Consider the following 16,035-nt stretch of genomic DNA (forward strand, 5'->3'; position numbering starts at 1 on the left):
TGGCCGGGTCGTCCCGGCTAGTGACCTTGGCTAGGAACCGGGCCGTCCCGGTCTGGTCGAATGAGGGAAGCCTGGCCCGCCTTGCGGGGTGGCCAGATGGTGATGTCCTTGGTGATACTGGCGCCGTAGCGCAGCTTTTCCTCCGGCCGGTCGCGCGGCCGCTCGAAGGCAACCACACGGGTCGCCAGGGTGAAGGCCTCGCGCATGTCATGGGTGACCATGACCACGGTCATCGGCGCGTCATGCCAGAGGCGTTTCATCAGCACATGGATCTCCGCCCGGATGCCCGGATCGAGCGCACCGAAGGGTTCGTCGAGCAGCAGCACCTTGGGCCGCATCACCAGCGCCTGGGCAAGGGCAAGCCGCTGCTGCATGCCACCAGAAAGCTGGGCCGGATATTTGTCTTCGGAACCCGAAAGGCCGACGGACGCAATCATCGAACGGGCCTCTTCGACAGCCTGTCGCCGTGCCGCGCCGAGCAGCCTGGCACTCAGCCGCGCCGCCCTGAGCTCCTTGCCGAGCAGAACATTGCCGAGCACGGTCAGGTGCGGAAATACCGAATAACGTTGAAAGACGACGCCGCGATCCGGCCCCGGCTCCGCCGGCAGGGGCTCGCCATCGAGAAGGATGGTACCGCGGGTCGGACGCTCCTGCCCGAGAAGCATGCGCAGGAACGTGGTCTTGCCGCAGCCGGATGGACCGACCAGCGCCACAAAGGCGCGCGACGCAATGTCGATCGACACGTTCTCCAGCACGATCTGGTCGCCATATTCCTTCCAGACATCTTTGATGCTGATCGCGCTCATGCCTGCTTCTCCAGGTCCGACCAGGGGAAGACGGCAACGCTTAGGCGCTCGAGCAGGTAGTCGGTCAAGACGGCAAGCAGCGTGATCCACAGCACGTAGGGAAAGATCACATCCATCGCCAGATAGCGACGGACCAGGAAGATGCGGTAACCGAGACCGCTATCGGACGAAATCGCTTCTGCTGCGATCAGGAACAGCCATGCGGGCCCAAGCTGCAACCGCAGGCAGGTAATCAAACGCGGCAGGACCTGCGGCAACACGACACGCAAGGCGATCTGCCAGGAATTGCCGCCCAGCGTCTCCGCCTTGATGATCTGCTCGCGTGGCAGTTCCAGGGCTTTCAGCGCCAGATCGCGGATCATGATCGGCGCCACCCCGATGACGATCAACGTCACCTTGGACGCTTCGCCAAGGCCCATCACGATGAACAGGATCGGCAGCAGCGCCAAAGGCGGCACCATCGAGACCGCAGCGACAAATGGCGCCAGCAGCGAACGCACATAAGGCAGCATGCCGATCAGCATGCCGATGATCAGCGCAATCAGCGTCGAGATGCCGAGCCCGGCAGAAAGGCGCAGCAGGCTCGCCACGGTATCGGCCCAGAGAATGTAATCGCCTGTGCGCGGATCGGCGACAAAGGCCAGCCGATTGATCGCCTCGGCAAAGCCGGCAAAACCCGGCAGAAGCTTGTCATTGGCATTGTCGGCAAGCCGCGCTGCCGAGCCCATGGCATAGGCGATCAGCACAAGGGCGAAAGGCGCAAGCGTCAGCGCCAGGCGGGCACCATTGCTCGGTCGCGCATTGATCCAGCGCATCGGGAAACCTCCATCGAAGACAGCCAGGAGGCCGGGTCAATCATACCCGGCCGCGCTGAACTCAGAGCGCGCCCTTGGCGGCTGCATCCATGTAGGTGGCGGTGAAGCGGAACTTGACGTTGCCCTTGTCACCAAGAACCGAGCCATCCGGCATCTCGATGCCGATCACGTCAGCGGATGCGGCACCGCTGCCGAGCAACCCCTTCTCGAACAGGAAGGTACGCACCAGGTCCATCGTCTTCGACAGGTCCGGCGATGTGGTGAAGGCAACCGCGTCGGCGGCCTTGTCGAACAGTTTTGTCGCCGCCATCTGGCTCTCGAAGCCGGCAAGGTCGGTGCCGGAGGCAGCACCCATTGCCGTGCGCGCCGCCTTGCCTTCATCCGTGTCGGCGGTCATCACGGCCATCGTGTCATACCAGATGCCCGCAAGCGCCTTGCCGAAGTCGGGGTTATCCTTGAGTACGTCGGAATTGGCGACCATCAGGTCGATGATTTCGCCGGGGATCTGCGAACTGTCGAACACCTTCTTGGCCGACGGCTCCTCCATGATGCTGGCAACCAGCGGGTTCCAGGTCACGACAGCGGTGACGTCATCGGCCTTGTAGGCACCGACCATGTCGGCATCCGACGTATTGACCACCTTCACATCGCGTTCCGACGAACCGATCGTCTCGAGCGCACGCGCCAGGAGATAGTGCGACACGGAAAATTCGACCAGGTTGACGTTCGAGCCCTTGATGTCCTCGAGTTTGTCCTTGTCTTTGAGGATGATCGCATCATTGCCACTTGAGAAGTCGCCGACGATGACGGCGGTCGTATCGACACCACCGGCGGCCGGGATCGACAGGCCGTCCATATTGGTCAGCGTTACCGCGTCGAAGGCGCCGGCAGTGTACTGGTTCATCGACTCAACATAGTCGTTGAACTGCGTCACCTCGATAGTGATGCCGTATTTGTCGGCCCACTTCTTCACGATGCCCGTATCGCTGGCATAGCCCCACGGCATCCAGCCGACATAGATCGACCAGGCGACCTTGAAGTCCTTCTTGGCTTCGGCCTGTGCCGGACCAAGACCGGACAGCGCGATCGCTGATGTCAACGCGGCGATGGAAAGAATCTTCGAAAAAGTCTGCATTGAAATTCCCCTTTTTGTTTTGTCCAAAAAGGGATCGGCATAGACCAGCGCCGCCAATCCCTTGGCTAACGAGGTCTCCCGGGCTTTTATCCCGCCGTGCATCCGACAAGGATGTCTCCCCTGCCGGTGGCAGCTCTCGGACCAGCATGCGCAACCGCACCGGAACCCTAGCCACCAACTCGGACATAACAAAGCAAGCAGCGTGCCAGCTCTGAAAAGCCCGGAAAATCAACAGTCCGACCGGATTGGGTTTTCAATGTGCATACATTTGTGGTGAGAAAAGTCCATCAAGCACAGTTTTTATGCAGTTGCTCGAACGCGCACGAGCGATGCGGAGTGACAGGCAGGACCATCTTCTAGCTTTTCAACGCCATGGCGCAATCATGCGCAATCGTATCCAGCATGGCATCTCGGGCACCGGCCTCGTCGCCATATTCTATACGCGTGACCAGAGCCCTGTGCTTGTCGAGAAAGGGCAGCAATGCATCTTCGTTCGGCTGCTGAACCAGTTGCTGATAGGCGAAGGCATGCGAAAGTTCGATCACTCCGTAGAGCGAGCGCAAAAACGGGTTGTGGGCGGCGTCCGCGATAATGCGGTGCAATTCGAAGTCGGCCAGAACGAAATTCTGTGGTGACGACAGTGAGGTCTCCATCTGCCGGATCCAGTACACCATCAGACGGATCTGGTCGGCGGATCGGCGCTTGGCTGCCTGCCCGGCGGCAAGCGGTTCGAGCGAACGACGCACTTCATGCATCCCGGTGAGAAACTCATCGTCCGTTGGCGCATCGAGATGCCACGCAAGCACCTGGGGATCATAGAGGCTCCAGCGATTCTTCTTGGCAACCTTGGTCCCGACCTTCGGTCGCGCCTCCAGCAGACCTTTGGCCTCGAGCGTCTTCAAGGCCTCGCGCAAGACGGTGCGGGAGACCTCGAATTCGGCCATCAGCTCGGCATCGTTCGGCAGGGTTGTGCCGATCGGATAGCGACCGGAGATGACGCCGGCGCCGATTTCATTGATTACATGCGAATGGAAATTACGTGCCGTCGACCGCCCGAACAGGGAGCGAAGAAGGCTCCCCGGCTCGCTCATGCGGGGCCTTTCTTCAAGCGCGAACGTCCGGATTGCGCATTGAAAACAAGTTTCTGAAGCAGGATGAACATAAACAGCAGGAACCCGATGGCAATTTTGGTCCACCAACTGGAGAGCGTGCCGTCAAAGACGATATAGGTCTGGACAAGGCCCTGCAGCATGACCCCAATGAGCGTTCCGAAGATGAACCCGTAGCCGCCCGTCAACAGGGTGCCGCCTATCACCACGGCTGCAATCGAGTCAAGTTCGATGCCGACCGCTGCCAGCGGATAGCCGGCCGAGGTGTAGAGCGAGTAGACGATGCCCGCGAGACCGCCAAGGAAGGACGACAGCGCATAGATGGCGATCGTCACACGTCCGGTTGGCACACCCATCAGCGAGGCGGAAGTCGCATTGCCGCCGATCGCATAGACATAGGAACCGAACCGGGTCTTGTGCGCGATCAGGCCGCAGATCAGGAAGACCGCCAGCATCAGCATCCCGATCGAGCTCAGACGCCCGCCCCCCGGAAGCTTGAAATAGAGGGTCGAGATCGTCCGGTAAAACTCGTGGTTGATCGGGATCGAATCCTGCGTCAGCACCGAAGCAAGGCCGCGCGCCAGGAACATGCCCGCCAGTGTCACGATGAAAGGCGGCACTTGCAGGAAATGGATCACCGAGCCCATCGCCGCGCCATAACAGGCCGCAAGTCCGAGCACGATGGCAAACACCAGCAGCGGATGTATGCCGAACCAGGAAATTAGGATCGCTGTTACCACGCCGGTCAGCCCGATCACGGCTCCGACCGAAAGGTCTATACCCCCGGACAGGATGACAAACGTGGCGCCGACGGCGGCAATGCCGAGAAAGGCATTGTCGGTGAGGAAGTTTCCGAACACCCGGGTCGACCACATGCCCGGATACTGGAAAATGCACAGCGCATAGGCGACGATGAAGATAAGGGTGGTGGCGGCGAGCGGGCGATAGCGCGGGTTCATCGTGTCTGTTCCGAAGTCTGTCTGGGGCCGAACTTGCGACCGAGGGCCTGGGCAATGCGCGCCGACTGCAGGACGAGGATAATGATGATCATGCCGGCCTTGACGATCAGGTTGAACTCAGGCGGGAAACCGGAAACGAGAACACCGGTGTTCATCGCCTGGATGATCACAGCGCCGAGCACCGACATCGGGATCGAGAAGCGTCCGCCGAGCAATGAGGTCCCGCCGATGACAACCGCAAGGATCGCATCAAGCTCGAGCCAGAGGCCGGCATTGTTGGCATCGGCGCCGCGGATGTCTGCCGCCGCGATAACGCCGGCGATCGCCGCACAGAAACCACCGAAGGCATAGATGCACATCATCAGTGCCCGGCTGCGCAAGCCGGTATAATTGGCCGCGGAAAGATTGGTCCCGATGGCCTCGATGAACAGCCCGATTGCTGTTCGCCGCATGACAAGATGCGCAACGATCATCAGCACGATGGCAATGACCGCCGGCATCGGCAGGCCGAGCACCGAACCGGTTCCAACAAAGATCAAGGCCGGATCGGAGAACGTAACGATGGACCCCTCCGTAATCAGCTGCGCCACCCCGCGACCGGCGACCATCAGCACCAGCGTCGCGACAAACGGCTGAATGCCGAGATAGGCAACCAGCGCTCCGTTCCACAGGCCGCAGATCAGTCCGCAGACCAATGCTGCAATCAGCGTGACGATCAGCGGCTGCCCGGCCACGGCGCAGGTGGCGGCCACGGCACCGGCAACGGCCATGACCGCACCGACCGAGAGGTCAACGCCCTTGGTCGCGATGATCGCCGTCATGCCAATGGCGAGGATGGCAACCGGCGCACCGCGATTGATCACGTCGATCATGCTGCCAAACAGGCGGCCATCCTGCCAGGTGACGTCGAAGAACCCGGGAAAGACAAGCCAGTTGAACAGCAGCACACCGGCAAGCGCTAGAAGCTGAGGCGAAACGATACGGGAAAGTTGAAATCTCTTCATGCGTCGGCCTCCGCCGGCTGGGCGGCAATTGTCTGGACGATCACGCCCGGCGTAATGTCAGCGCCATGCAGTTCGGCAACCATTTTGCGGTCACGCATGACCACCACGCGCGAGGAATAGCTGACGATTTCGTCGAGTTCGGATGAGATGACAACGAGTGCCAGCCCGTCTTCGCGCAGGCGCGTGATCATCCGCACGATTTCGGCATGTGCACCGACATCGATGCCGCGGGTCGGCTCATCGAGGATCAAGAAACGCGGATCGGTCGCCAGCCAGCGGGCGAGGATCACCTTCTGCTGGTTACCGCCTGACAGCAGTTTGACCGGCAGTTCGGCAGAGGCCGTACGAATGTCGAGCGCCTCGATGAAATTGCCGGCGATCTCGATCTGCTCGTCATGGTTCAACGCGCGGAACCAGCCGAGACGGGCCTGCATGGCGATCACGATGTTTTCGCGCACCGACAGTTCGCCGAAGATCCCATCGATCTTGCGGTCCTCGGGGCAGAAGCCGAAGCCGAGTTCAACGGCCTCGCGCGGATTTCTGACTTGTCTGGATTTGCCGTCTATGTGGAGCTTTCCGCTATCGGCGTGATCGATACCGAACATCAGTCTCGCCATTTCGGTTCGACCGGAACCGAGTAGCCCCGCGACGCCGACGACTTCGCCCCGGTGGATCTTGAGATCGAACGGCTGCACCTTGCCGGCAAGACCGAAGTTTTCGAAGGTCATCAGCGTTTCGCCGGCTGCAGCCTCTTCGCCGAGAAGCTCGGCGTGATGAAAGGCCAGATCCTTGCCGAGCATCATTCGAACAAGGCTGGCGCGATCGAGCGCCTTGATCGATTCCGTGCCGATCAGGCGACCATTGCGCAAAACCGTGACCCGGTCGGAGAGTTCGAAGACCTGATCGAGGAAATGGGTGATAAAGACGATGGCAAGCCCGCGGTCGCGCAATTGCCGAATGATGCTGAACAGCTTTTCGACTTCCGAACGGTCAAGGCTTGCCGTTGGCTCATCGAGGATCAGCACCTTGCCGGAGAGTTCGACGGCACGTGCAATCGCGATGATCTGTTGGATGGCAACGGAGAAGGTTGAAAGCTCCGCACGCACGTCGATATCCAGACCATAGGTCGTCAGGATCTCGCGCGCGTCGCGTTCCATCCGGCGCCGGTCGACCAGACCGAAACGCCGGGGCTGACGCCCGATAAAGAGATTGTCGACCACCGTCATGTTCGGCAACAGGTTCACTTCCTGGTAAACCGTGCCGATGCCCAGCACTTGCGCCTGCTGCGGCGTCGAGAAACTGACGGTTTCGCCATCGACGGTGATGACGCCAGAATCCGGGATGTAAGCCCCGGTCAAAATCTTGATCAGCGTGGACTTGCCCGCGCCGTTTTCGCCGAGCAATGCATGAACTTCGCCTTTGTGGAATGCGATGTCCACGCCGCTCAAGGCGGTGTGATTGCCAAACGTCTTGGTGATGCCCTGGGCTTCGAGCACGACCCCCGATACTGCTGTCATGTGATTCCGTCACCCCTCGAATGCAGGCAGGCTAACCCCGATTGCACTCGGGTGAAAGCGGAGACGGCCCCGCTGCCTTTTCGGCAGACAGGGCCGTTCCAGGAGGAGCTTAGTAGCCCAGACCCTTGCGGCTGTCGTACTCGCCCTGCGGATTGTCGGCAGGCGTGTAGAGCTTCGATTCCGTGATGATGAACTTCTCAGGCGCCTTGCCGTCCTTGAGGAAGGCATCCAGCGCGTCGAAGGCCGGACCGGCCATGTTCGGGGTCAGTTCAACCGTCGCATTGGCTTCGCCGGCAACCATCGCGGCAAAGATATCCGGAACGGCGTCGATCGAGGCGACGAGGATATCGGTGCCCGGCTTCAGGCCCGCATCCTTGATGGCCTGGATGCCACCAACCGCCATGTCATCGTTATGGGCGTACATGGCGCAGATATCCTTGCCGCCATTTTCAGCCTTGATGAAGCCTTCCATGACTTCCTTGCCCTTGGCGCGGGTAAAGTCGCCGGTCTGGCTGCGTGCGATCGTGATGTTGGCATGACCGGCAAGCGCTTCTTCGAAGCCCTTCTTGCGGTTGATCGCCGGCGTCGAGCCCACTGTGCCCTGAAGCTCGACGACCTTGCACGGCTTGTCGCCGACGGTCTTGACCAGCCATTCACCAGCAACACGGCCTTCCTTGACCTGGTCTGATGCAACCGACGTCAGGTAGAGATCCTGCGGTGCATCGACGCCACGGTCGAGCAGGATAACCGGAATGTTTGCTTCCTTGGCTTCGGTCAGCACGTCTTCCCAACCGGTTGCAACAACCGGAGCAACCAGGATCGCGTCAACGCCTTGAGCGATGAAGCCACGAAGCGCCTTGATCTGGTTTTCCTGCTTCTGCTGCGCATCGGCGAATTTCAGCGTGATGCCACGCTTTTCGGCTTCCTGCTTGGTCACCGACGTTTCGGCAGCGCGCCAGCCGGATTCCGAACCGATCTGGGAAAAGCCAACGGTCAGATCGGCAGCCATGGCCGACGAGCAGCCGAGTGCAATCACGCTTGCGCTGAGCGCAAGCTTACGAAGAATGTTCATGATGTCCTCCCTGAGAAAGACACCGCCTCCACGGTGTCTGCCATTATGCTTAGGCAAGACAAAAGCATCTGTAAAGTGAAAAAGTACTATTATATGACATGCACTGCAGCATAAAGCGCTGCAGTGCAACATTGAATCGCATTGGCCGCACCGCAGCATAATATTGTGCCGCAACAAGCTGTTAGTCTACACGAGACGATCTGATGCGCAATGTTTTCTCGTTTAAGGCGCAACGTCAGCCTTCCGGCAACCAGCCGCCATGATCGCCCCGCACCAGCCGCGGCGTTTGAAAGACGCTGACCACGGCATCGGACCAATCGCGACCGGCAAGGGTCAGGTTATCCCGCCAGCGCAAGGTCTGCGCCATGGCTACGCCGAGCGCCACCGGCTCCACGCCGCAGGCGATGAGAAGTTGAAGTCCGGCACGCATGGAACTGCCGCTCGAGACCACGTCGTCGATCAGCACCACGCGCTTGCCTTCGATCAACGGCAGCATGCGGGGATCGACATAGAGGCGCTTGACCTGATCGGGGGTTGTGATCGATGTCAGAGACACGGACAGGTCATCGACATACCAGAACTTGCGCGAGGTGCCGAGCGGCACGTAGCGGGAATGGCCCAGGGCGCGGGACACAGCCGCCGCAAGTGTCAAACCCAAGGTCGGAAGCCCGACGATCACATCCGGTTTCAGGTTCTCCAGCTTTTCAGCCAGCGCCGCTGCCAGGGCATCCTGCACGGCAAAACTTGCCTGATTGATGATCAGCGACGCAAGCCCATGCCGACCATCGGCCAGCGCGCGGATCGGCAGACGAAGCTTCCGACCGTCACCGAGCGATGCCGGGAAGAATTCGGTGAAAGGGCCGTCGCCGGGAAAAGAACCGGCCGGCTGCAAAGCCTGCCAGAAATCATGAGGCTGCATCTATCGTCTCCATCTTGGCACCTGTCGAGCATCAGTCGAATCCCGTGAATACGGCCTGCCAACCGTGCGGTTTTCGTTCAACTTTTCGGACATTTCCTTTATGCAGGTTGGAGTGGTGGACAACCATCCGTCTCATGCCATTTCAAAGGGATATGCCCAGCTTCATGTCGCTCGATCCGAAATTCACCACTGACCTCGCCCAACTGACCGACCTGCGGCACGATCTGCATGCCTATCCGGAACTGGGCTTCGAGGAACAGCGTACCAGCGACATCGTCGCCCGTATTCTGGAAGAGGCAGGCATCAGCATCCATCGCGGTCTCGGCAAGACCGGCGTGGTCGGCACGCTTCAGATCGGCAACGGCACAAGACGCATCGGTCTTCGCGCAGACTTGGATGCACTTGCCATGCCGGAGACCGCGGAGCGCCCGTATAAATCGACCGTGCCCGGCCAAATGCATGCATGCGGCCATGATGGACACACGGTCATGCTGCTTGGCGCAGCCCTTCATCTTGCCCGCAGCCGCACATTCTCCGGCACAGTTCATTTCATCTTCCAGCCGGCAGAAGAAGGGCGCGGCGGCGCCAGGCGCATGGTCGAGGACGGCCTTTTCGAGCTATTCCCCTGCGATGCTGTCTACGGACTGCACAACATGCCGGGCCTTGATGTCGATGAGATCGCCGTTGTCGAGGGACCGCAGCTTGCATCCTCCGACAGTTGGCGCGTGACCCTGCGCGGCACAGGAACCCATGGCGCCAAGCCACATCTCGGGCGCGACCCGATTACCGCCATGGGCACATTCCTCAGTGCCCTGCAGACCATTCCCGGCCGCGTCGTCGATCCGCTGCAGCCCTCGGTCGTCAGCGCTTGCTCGATCCGCGCCGGCGACCCCAAGGCATTGAACGTCATCCCGGATATCGTCGAGATCGGCGGTACCGCCCGCGCCTACACACCCGAAGTACGCGACCAGCTCGAAACCGAGATCGGCCGACTGGCCCGCGGCACGGCGGAAATGTACGGCATTGCCGCCGACTACCATTTCGAGCGCCGCATTCCGCCAGTCGTCAACCACGCCGATCCGACCGCCAGAGCGCTCCATGCAGCGAAATCGGTCTTCGGAGAAAAGACCCGCACGTCCTTCCCGCCGTCGACGGCGGGAGACGATTTCGCCTTCTTCGGCGCGACTGTCCCCGGTTGCTATGTCTGGCTCGGCAACGGTCCCGCGGTAGATGGCGCCCTTCACCACAACACGGCGTATGACTTCAACGACGGCGCTATTCCTTATGGCGTCGCCTATTGGTCAACGCTGGTCGAGCAAGAACTGAGTGTCGGTTAGAGTTCCTCCAGAACCGGGCTTTCCAGAAGTGTGCTGGTCAGCACGTCCGCAATACCGCGATCCGTCTGATGCGGACCAATATTGCAGGCAAGCGTCGCCCCGAAGCAGGCCTTGAAGACGAGATAGGGCGGCTGCCACGTGACGATGCGGTCCATGGCCGTGCGCAATGCGGAGAATTCGCGGGCCACGTCGTTAAGCGGCGCGTCAGACACGAGCCCAGCCAAGGGCAGCGGCACGAGCGCATCGATCCAGCCCTTCGACACCACGATCATGCCGCCGCCCGCGGCGATCAGGGCATTGGCCGCGATTGCCATATCCTCGGGATTGGAACCGAAGACCGTCAGATTGTGGCTGTCATGCGAAACGGTCGTGGCGAAAGCACCGCGCCATTGTCCCCAGCCGGTCAGGAAGCCGACGCGCGGCGGGCTGTCCGCAAGGCCATGCCGATGCGCAACGGCAATCAGCGTCGCATCATCCGGCGGCACGACAAAACCATCGCGCACCACGGTTTCCCGCTCGGACCATTGTGTGAACCTCGGCCGGTCGATGGTTGCAACCCTGACCTTCTTGGCCATGCTCGGAATGCGGAAATCGTCCGCCGTCAACGGTTCGAGTTTCATCGTGTTCGCCAGGGCCACCACCGGCAATGTCTTTGGCGGCTGGAGCAAGCGGCCTTCACGCGCAACAGGTTCACCGTTGGCGATAACCTGACGTGCACGAAACGCCTTCAGATCGTCGAACAGCACGATATCGGCGCGGCGACCGGCCGCGATCAGGCCGAGATCGCTGCGTCCAAGCCTTTGCGCCGCATTCAGCGTCGCCGCCCTCAGCGCCCATTCCGGCTTCAAGCCGTACCGCACGAGGCGGCGCACGACATCATCAAGCCCGCCGCCCTGCTCGAGATCATCGGGAAAGACGTCATCGGTGCAGAGCGTCACCGTCTGCGGCAGATGACCAAGCGCATTCAATGCCTGGACGAATTCCGGCAGCAGATGATCATGCGACCCGCGCATCTCGATCGCCAGCCCCGCCCGCAGTTTCGCAAAAAAATCATCCGCCGATGTCATCTCATGGTCGGAGCTGACACCGGCCGCCATGAAGGCATTGAGGTCTGCACCGGCAAGACCGCGTGCATGGCCGAAAACCGGCTTTCCCGCGTCAAGGCCCGCCTGGATAATGGAGCTCATGCGCGGGTCACGCTCGATCACGCCGCGCATATTCATCATTTCCGCAATCCCGCCAACGGCAGGATCGGCCAGCAGGTCGGTGATGATCCCACCGTCGAAATCGGCACCGGCCTGTTCCAGCCCTGGCGCTGAAGGCACGCAGGACGGTGCCAGCATCACCACGCGAAGCGGCAGATCCCTTGATGCCTGCAGCGCCCATTCCACGCCTTTCAGTCCGAGAACATTGCCGAACTCATGGGGATCCCAGACGATGGTTGTCACCCCACGCGGCACCACCGCGCCGGCATAGGTCGCCGGCGTCACCATCGAGCTTTCGATATGCATGTGCATGTCGATCAGTCCCGGTGAGACATAGAGCCCGGACGCATCGATCAACGCGTCCGCGTCGCTGCGCGACCCCGGCGCATGCACGCTGGCGATCAACGGCCCGACAAGGCCGATGTCGGCTGCGCGCAGCTCCCCGGTGACCATGTCGACGACGATGCCGCCGACGATCAGGCGATCGAAGGCCTGCGCGCCGCGCGCCGCCGCAACCGCACGGCTGCGCAGGGTGGCATCATTCAGATCGCCAGGCTCCAGCGTCGTAACGGTCATCGGCGTGCCTCGAAGGCAAGGGCGTCAAGGATCAGCGACTTCAACCGGTCGCCGTCGCTCTCGACGGCCAGGCGCGCGTTGAAGGTCGCGTGACTGGCGCGGTTTTCGACGACCGTGCGGCCGCGCGTCAAGGTTCCGGAAAGTTCGATCTGCAAGCCTACGGGTTGCCATGTCACGAGATCCGGCCGGACAAACGCGGCCGCCGCCGCAGGGTCGTAAAGTGCCATGGCCTTTCGGCCTCTGCTTGTTGCGATGGCAATGAAGCCACCGAACAGGTCCGCCAGCAGCGGCGCATTGCGACCCTCCAACCCACGAAGTTGCTCCGCCTCATGCGGAGCGCTGAGAATCTGACGGCAGAAGTCAAGATCAACCATGTTGAGCGGCAGGCCATGGGCGAGCACGATAGCCACGGCTTCTGGATCGGCAAGCGCGTTGAATTCGGCGGACGCCGTATGGTTGCCACGGGTGGCGCCGCCGCCCATCCAGGTCAGGTCGCCGATCTTCGCCACCAGATCGGGGCGTGCCAGAACAACTGCCGCGATATTGCTCAAGGGCCCGAGCGCCAGGATCCGGCGCGGCTCGATACCCGCCTCAAGCCAGCGCACCAGCGCATCAAAGGCTCGATCGCCCTGAACAGGGTCCATGACGGGCAAGGCGCGACCAAGCGTCGGGATGCCGGTATCGCCAAGGATCGCCTGCGCCGTTTCTATCGCTGTCAGCACCGGTCGATCGCGTCCGATCGAAACCGGATATTGCCAGCCGAACACGGCATTTGCGGCCGCGGTGTTGCGGCAGACCTGTTCCAGCGGTGTGTTGCCGAACACCAGCGAAATGCCGTCGATCTCAAGCCCCGACCGCGCCACCGTCAGAATGGCGGCAATGTCGTCGAAGCCCATGTCGGTATCGATCCAGATCCCCATGGTCAGGCGAACCGCCCCAGCCGGGCCGCCTTGTCGACCGGCAGGTCGAAGGCGATTTGCTGTCCCGGCAGGAATGCCTGCCGGGCGGCATCGGTCTCGGCCTTGATCCAGCCGATCGGCGTTTCAAGCACATATTCCCGGCTGCTGCCGGCAAAGGAGGTTCCGCGCACCGTTCCGACGAACGGCCCAACACCAAGCGGCACGGCCGCCGGCCTCCAGGCCAGACCTGCGGCATCTGGAGCCGCCTGTCCGAGCGCGATCTCGCTGTCGCCCGCCATCAACTTGCCACTGCGCAGTTCGAAGATGTTCTCGAAACCGACGAAATCGGCGACAAAGCGCGAAACCGGCGCATTGTAGATCTCCTCCGGCGTGCCGATCTGCTCGATCGCCCCATTCTTCATCACCACGATGCGGTCGGCCAATGCCAAGGCCTCGACCTGATCATGGGTGACGAAGATCATCGTCACACCGGTCTCACGCTGTACGCGCTGCAATTCGGTGCGCATTTCAAGCCGCAGCCGGGCATCAAGGTTCGAAAGTGGCTCATCGAGCAACAGCACCTTCGGCTCCATGACCATCGAGCGCGCCAGCGCAACCCGTTGCTGCTGGCCACCGGAAAGCTCGGGAGGCTTTCGGCCGGCAAAGTCGGCAAGCCCGACCGACTTCAGGCCGCCGCGAACCTTGTCGTCAAGCTCTGCGCCGCGCATGCCCTTCAGCTTCAGACCAAAGGCGACATTCTCGAACACCGTCAGATGCGGGAACAGCGCATAAGACTGGAAAACCAGCCCGACAGCCCGCTTGTTCGCCGGAACCCGGGTGATATCGACGCCGTCCAGCATGATGCGGCCGCTACTCGGGTTCAGCAGGCCCGCGATCGATCGCATTGTCGTCGTCTTGCCGCAACCGGAGGGTCCCAAGAGCGCCAGCAGCTCACCCTTGCGGATATTGAGGTCGAGATCCTTGACCGCAGGCGTCTTGCCATAACGCAACGTCAGCTTGTCGAGTGTCAGAAAATCTTGGTCAGACATAGCGGGAGAACCCCAGAAAACGCTCGGCGAGGAAAACGATGCCGATGGAGAGGAAGGCAAGCAGCGACGACAGCGCTGCGATGGATGGGTCGAAAACGATTTCCATATAGCCGAGCATATCGATCGGCAGGGTGCGCACGCCCGGCCCCGACAGGAACAGCGAGACCGGTACCTGATTGAAACTTGTGACGAAGCCGAGGATGAAGGCCGAAAGGATGCCGCCCCGGATATTCGGCATGACGACGCGGAAGAAGGCGCCGAGCCGTGTCGAGCCGAGCAAGACGGCCGCCTCCTCGATATCGGAGCGCAGATTGTTCAGGCTGGCGGAGACAACGCGCACCGCATAGGGCAGAACCAGTGCCGTATGCGCAAGAAACAGGGCCAGTGTGATGTTGATCTGGAACGGCACGACGAAGTAGCGCAGAAGCGCCAGACCGACGATGATGCCCGGCACGATGATCGGCGCGGAGACGACGGTCTTGACCGTCTCGGAAAATGGCAACTGGTAGCGCGACATCGCATAGGCGGCCGGAATGCCGAGGATCAGCGCGGCGCCGGTGCCACCGATCGCAAGAAACATCGAGGTGACGAAGCTCTCGCGAAAACTCTCGACCGTGAACACTTTCACGATCCACTTGAGCGAAAAGCCCTGCGGTGGAAATGCGAGTGTATCGCCGGCTGAAAACGATGCGGCAACGATGATCAGGAACGGCCCGATCAGGAACAGCATCAGCAGGCCGAGCGTGACCCAGGTAAACAGGCGCTGGGTCATGCGCGGTTCCTCGCGGTTGCCAGGCGCTTCAGCAGCAGGTTCGCGGCAAAACTCATGACGATTAGGATGAAGGCGATGACACTGGCGGCGACGAAATCATTGGCGACCGTCACGCGCTGGTAGAGCAGAGTTTCAAGCATGAGCACCTTGGAGCCGCCAAGGATTGCGGGCGTGATGTAAGCAGTCATCGATCCGGTGAAGACCAGCGTTCCGCCGATCACGAGGCCTTCCTTCGTCAGCGGCAGGATGATTTTCCAGAAGACCTGGAACCAGTTGGCCCCGAGCACGCGGGCCGCAGGTACCGCGTCACGCGGCATGTTTTCAAGCGCGCTGACCAGGGACAGGATCATCAATGGCAGAAAAAGCTGAAGCAGACCGATGAACACGGCCGTCTCGGTAAACAGCAGCCGGATCGGCGTCTCGGACAGGCCAAGCCCGGTGATGAACTCGTTGACGATGCCCGTACGGCCCAGAATGACGATCCAGGCATAGGTGCGCGCCACCGGCGAGATCATCAGCGGCAGCACGACGAGGCCGACCATGCGGCCCTTGCCTTGCGGCGGAAGGCTGACGATCGCATAGGCTGCAGCATAACCGATGATTGCGGACACGACGGTCAGGATGGCCCCGAGACGCAAAGTGCGCAGGAAGACCGTGCGATTGAGCGGCTCGGAGAAGAAACCGGTGAAGGCGGACAGGGTCCATCCGTCAGCATTGCGGAACCCTTCCGACAACAACAGAACGACCGGCACCAGGAACACCACCGCTGCGAAGATCGCAGCGGGCAGAGCAAGCGCCAGGGCTTCCATACGGTTGTGAAACATAGACTGAGCTTTCAGCGCGAAGAATGATCAAGCGAGG

General features: G+C 61.2%; 15 protein-coding genes and 1 riboswitch. Of the genes, 1 reads left to right on the forward strand and 14 read right to left on the reverse strand.

Translation table 11 applies throughout. The features are described 5' to 3' along the window. Positions 1 to 17: 17 nt before the first annotated feature. From LQ231_RS18580 to LQ231_RS18620, 9 genes are all read right to left on the reverse strand, one after another. The gene (locus LQ231_RS18580) at positions 18 to 806 is read right to left on the reverse strand and encodes an ABC transporter ATP-binding protein (protein ID WP_230172842.1); all 789 of its coding nucleotides are present in this window, start codon (positions 804 to 806) and stop codon (positions 18 to 20) included. Continuing rightward, positions 803 to 1,621 (reverse strand): ABC transporter permease subunit, encoded by an 819-nt coding sequence (locus LQ231_RS18585; protein WP_230172844.1) that lies wholly within the window; start codon positions 1,619 to 1,621, stop codon positions 803 to 805. Before LQ231_RS18585 ends, LQ231_RS18580 begins: the two co-directional genes overlap by 4 nt. A 61-nt stretch (positions 1,622 to 1,682) precedes the next feature. Continuing rightward, a complete protein-coding gene (locus LQ231_RS18590) occupies positions 1,683 to 2,756 on the reverse strand; it encodes a putative urea ABC transporter substrate-binding protein (protein WP_230172849.1) in 1,074 nt (357 codons plus the stop codon). 73 nt (positions 2,757 to 2,829) lie between these two features. Further along, a riboswitch (guanidine-I (ykkC/yxkD leader) is annotated at positions 2,830 to 2,938 on the reverse strand. Between the two features lie 174 nt (positions 2,939 to 3,112). Continuing rightward, complete coding sequence (locus tag LQ231_RS18595) at positions 3,113 to 3,847, reverse strand: FadR/GntR family transcriptional regulator (protein WP_230172856.1); 735 nt, start codon at positions 3,845 to 3,847, stop codon at positions 3,113 to 3,115. After that, the gene (gene yjfF / locus LQ231_RS18600) at positions 3,844 to 4,824 is read right to left on the reverse strand and encodes a galactofuranose ABC transporter, permease protein YjfF (RefSeq protein ID WP_230172858.1); all 981 of its coding nucleotides are present in this window, start codon (positions 4,822 to 4,824) and stop codon (positions 3,844 to 3,846) included. The genes LQ231_RS18595 and yjfF overlap by 4 nt, the downstream gene beginning before the upstream one ends. Next, a complete protein-coding gene (locus LQ231_RS18605; protein WP_113142399.1) occupies positions 4,821 to 5,828 on the reverse strand; it encodes an ABC transporter permease in 1,008 nt (335 codons plus the stop codon). Before LQ231_RS18605 ends, yjfF begins: the two co-directional genes overlap by 4 nt. Next, on the reverse strand, positions 5,825 to 7,345 hold the full coding sequence (locus tag LQ231_RS18610; RefSeq protein ID WP_230172860.1) for a sugar ABC transporter ATP-binding protein: 1,521 nt from the start codon (positions 7,343 to 7,345) through the stop codon (positions 5,825 to 5,827). Before LQ231_RS18610 ends, LQ231_RS18605 begins: the two co-directional genes overlap by 4 nt. Before the next feature lie 109 nt (positions 7,346 to 7,454). Further along, entirely contained in the window at positions 7,455 to 8,417 is a 963-nt protein-coding gene (gene ytfQ / locus LQ231_RS18615; RefSeq protein ID WP_113142401.1) for a galactofuranose ABC transporter, galactofuranose-binding protein YtfQ, read from the reverse strand. A gap of 235 nt (positions 8,418 to 8,652) precedes the next feature. Next, positions 8,653 to 9,336, reverse strand: coding sequence for a phosphoribosyltransferase (locus tag LQ231_RS18620; protein WP_230172862.1), 684 nt, complete (start codon positions 9,334 to 9,336; stop codon positions 8,653 to 8,655). 164 nt (positions 9,337 to 9,500) lie between these two features. On the opposite strand from LQ231_RS18620, the gene LQ231_RS18625 reads away from it, so the two are divergent. Further along, entirely contained in the window at positions 9,501 to 10,673 is a 1,173-nt protein-coding gene (locus LQ231_RS18625) for a M20 aminoacylase family protein (protein WP_230172864.1), read from the forward strand. On the opposite strand, the gene LQ231_RS18630 is transcribed toward LQ231_RS18625, so the two are convergent. The 5 genes from LQ231_RS18630 to LQ231_RS18650 are packed head-to-tail and all read right to left on the reverse strand — an operon-like array spanning position 10,670 to position 15,998. Next, positions 10,670 to 12,454, reverse strand: a complete 1,785-nt coding sequence (locus LQ231_RS18630) for an adenine deaminase C-terminal domain-containing protein (protein ID WP_230172866.1) — start codon at positions 12,452 to 12,454, stop codon at positions 10,670 to 10,672. The genes LQ231_RS18625 and LQ231_RS18630 overlap by 4 nt on opposite strands. Beyond that, on the reverse strand, positions 12,451 to 13,374 hold the full coding sequence (locus LQ231_RS18635) for a nucleoside hydrolase (RefSeq protein ID WP_230172868.1): 924 nt from the start codon (positions 13,372 to 13,374) through the stop codon (positions 12,451 to 12,453). The genes LQ231_RS18630 and LQ231_RS18635 overlap by 4 nt, the downstream gene beginning before the upstream one ends. A 2-nt stretch (positions 13,375 to 13,376) precedes the next feature. Further along, positions 13,377 to 14,402, reverse strand: a complete 1,026-nt coding sequence (locus LQ231_RS18640) for an ABC transporter ATP-binding protein (protein WP_230172870.1) — start codon at positions 14,400 to 14,402, stop codon at positions 13,377 to 13,379. Continuing rightward, entirely contained in the window at positions 14,395 to 15,174 is a 780-nt protein-coding gene (locus LQ231_RS18645) for an ABC transporter permease (protein ID WP_113142406.1), read from the reverse strand. The genes LQ231_RS18640 and LQ231_RS18645 overlap by 8 nt, the downstream gene beginning before the upstream one ends. Beyond that, positions 15,171 to 15,998, reverse strand: a complete 828-nt coding sequence (locus tag LQ231_RS18650; RefSeq protein ID WP_113142407.1) for an ABC transporter permease — start codon at positions 15,996 to 15,998, stop codon at positions 15,171 to 15,173. Before LQ231_RS18650 ends, LQ231_RS18645 begins: the two co-directional genes overlap by 4 nt. Positions 15,999 to 16,035 lie beyond the last annotated feature (37 nt).

The sequence above is a fragment of the Rhizobium sp. CECT 9324 genome, assembly GCF_918741265.1.
Classification (GTDB): Bacteria; Pseudomonadota; Alphaproteobacteria; order Rhizobiales; family Rhizobiaceae; genus Allorhizobium.

What these genes read in the sequence shown, in the direction of transcription:
- LQ231_RS18580 (WP_230172842.1), bottom strand. Translation starts at nt 806, where the DNA reads ATGAGCGCGATCAGCATCAAAGATGTCTGGAAGGAATATGGCGACCAG.
- LQ231_RS18585 (WP_230172844.1), bottom strand. Translation starts at nt 1,621, where the DNA reads ATGCGCTGGATCAATGCGCGACCGAGCAATGGTGCCCGCCTGGCGCTG.
- LQ231_RS18590 (WP_230172849.1), bottom strand. Translation starts at nt 2,756, where the DNA reads ATGCAGACTTTTTCGAAGATTCTTTCCATCGCCGCGTTGACATCAGCG.
- LQ231_RS18595 (WP_230172856.1), bottom strand. Translation starts at nt 3,847, where the DNA reads ATGAGCGAGCCGGGGAGCCTTCTTCGCTCCCTGTTCGGGCGGTCGACG.
- yjfF (WP_230172858.1), bottom strand. Translation starts at nt 4,824, where the DNA reads ATGAACCCGCGCTATCGCCCGCTCGCCGCCACCACCCTTATCTTCATC.
- LQ231_RS18605 (WP_113142399.1), bottom strand. Translation starts at nt 5,828, where the DNA reads ATGAAGAGATTTCAACTTTCCCGTATCGTTTCGCCTCAGCTTCTAGCG.
- LQ231_RS18610 (WP_230172860.1), bottom strand. Translation starts at nt 7,345, where the DNA reads ATGACAGCAGTATCGGGGGTCGTGCTCGAAGCCCAGGGCATCACCAAG.
- ytfQ (WP_113142401.1), bottom strand. Translation starts at nt 8,417, where the DNA reads ATGAACATTCTTCGTAAGCTTGCGCTCAGCGCAAGCGTGATTGCACTC.
- LQ231_RS18620 (WP_230172862.1), bottom strand. Translation starts at nt 9,336, where the DNA reads ATGCAGCCTCATGATTTCTGGCAGGCTTTGCAGCCGGCCGGTTCTTTT.
- LQ231_RS18625 (WP_230172864.1), top strand. Translation starts at nt 9,501, where the DNA reads ATGTCGCTCGATCCGAAATTCACCACTGACCTCGCCCAACTGACCGAC.
- LQ231_RS18630 (WP_230172866.1), bottom strand. Translation starts at nt 12,454, where the DNA reads ATGACCGTTACGACGCTGGAGCCTGGCGATCTGAATGATGCCACCCTG.
- LQ231_RS18635 (WP_230172868.1), bottom strand. Translation starts at nt 13,374, where the DNA reads ATGGGGATCTGGATCGATACCGACATGGGCTTCGACGACATTGCCGCC.
- LQ231_RS18640 (WP_230172870.1), bottom strand. Translation starts at nt 14,402, where the DNA reads ATGTCTGACCAAGATTTTCTGACACTCGACAAGCTGACGTTGCGTTAT.
- LQ231_RS18645 (WP_113142406.1), bottom strand. Translation starts at nt 15,174, where the DNA reads ATGACCCAGCGCCTGTTTACCTGGGTCACGCTCGGCCTGCTGATGCTG.
- LQ231_RS18650 (WP_113142407.1), bottom strand. Translation starts at nt 15,998, where the DNA reads ATGTTTCACAACCGTATGGAAGCCCTGGCGCTTGCTCTGCCCGCTGCG.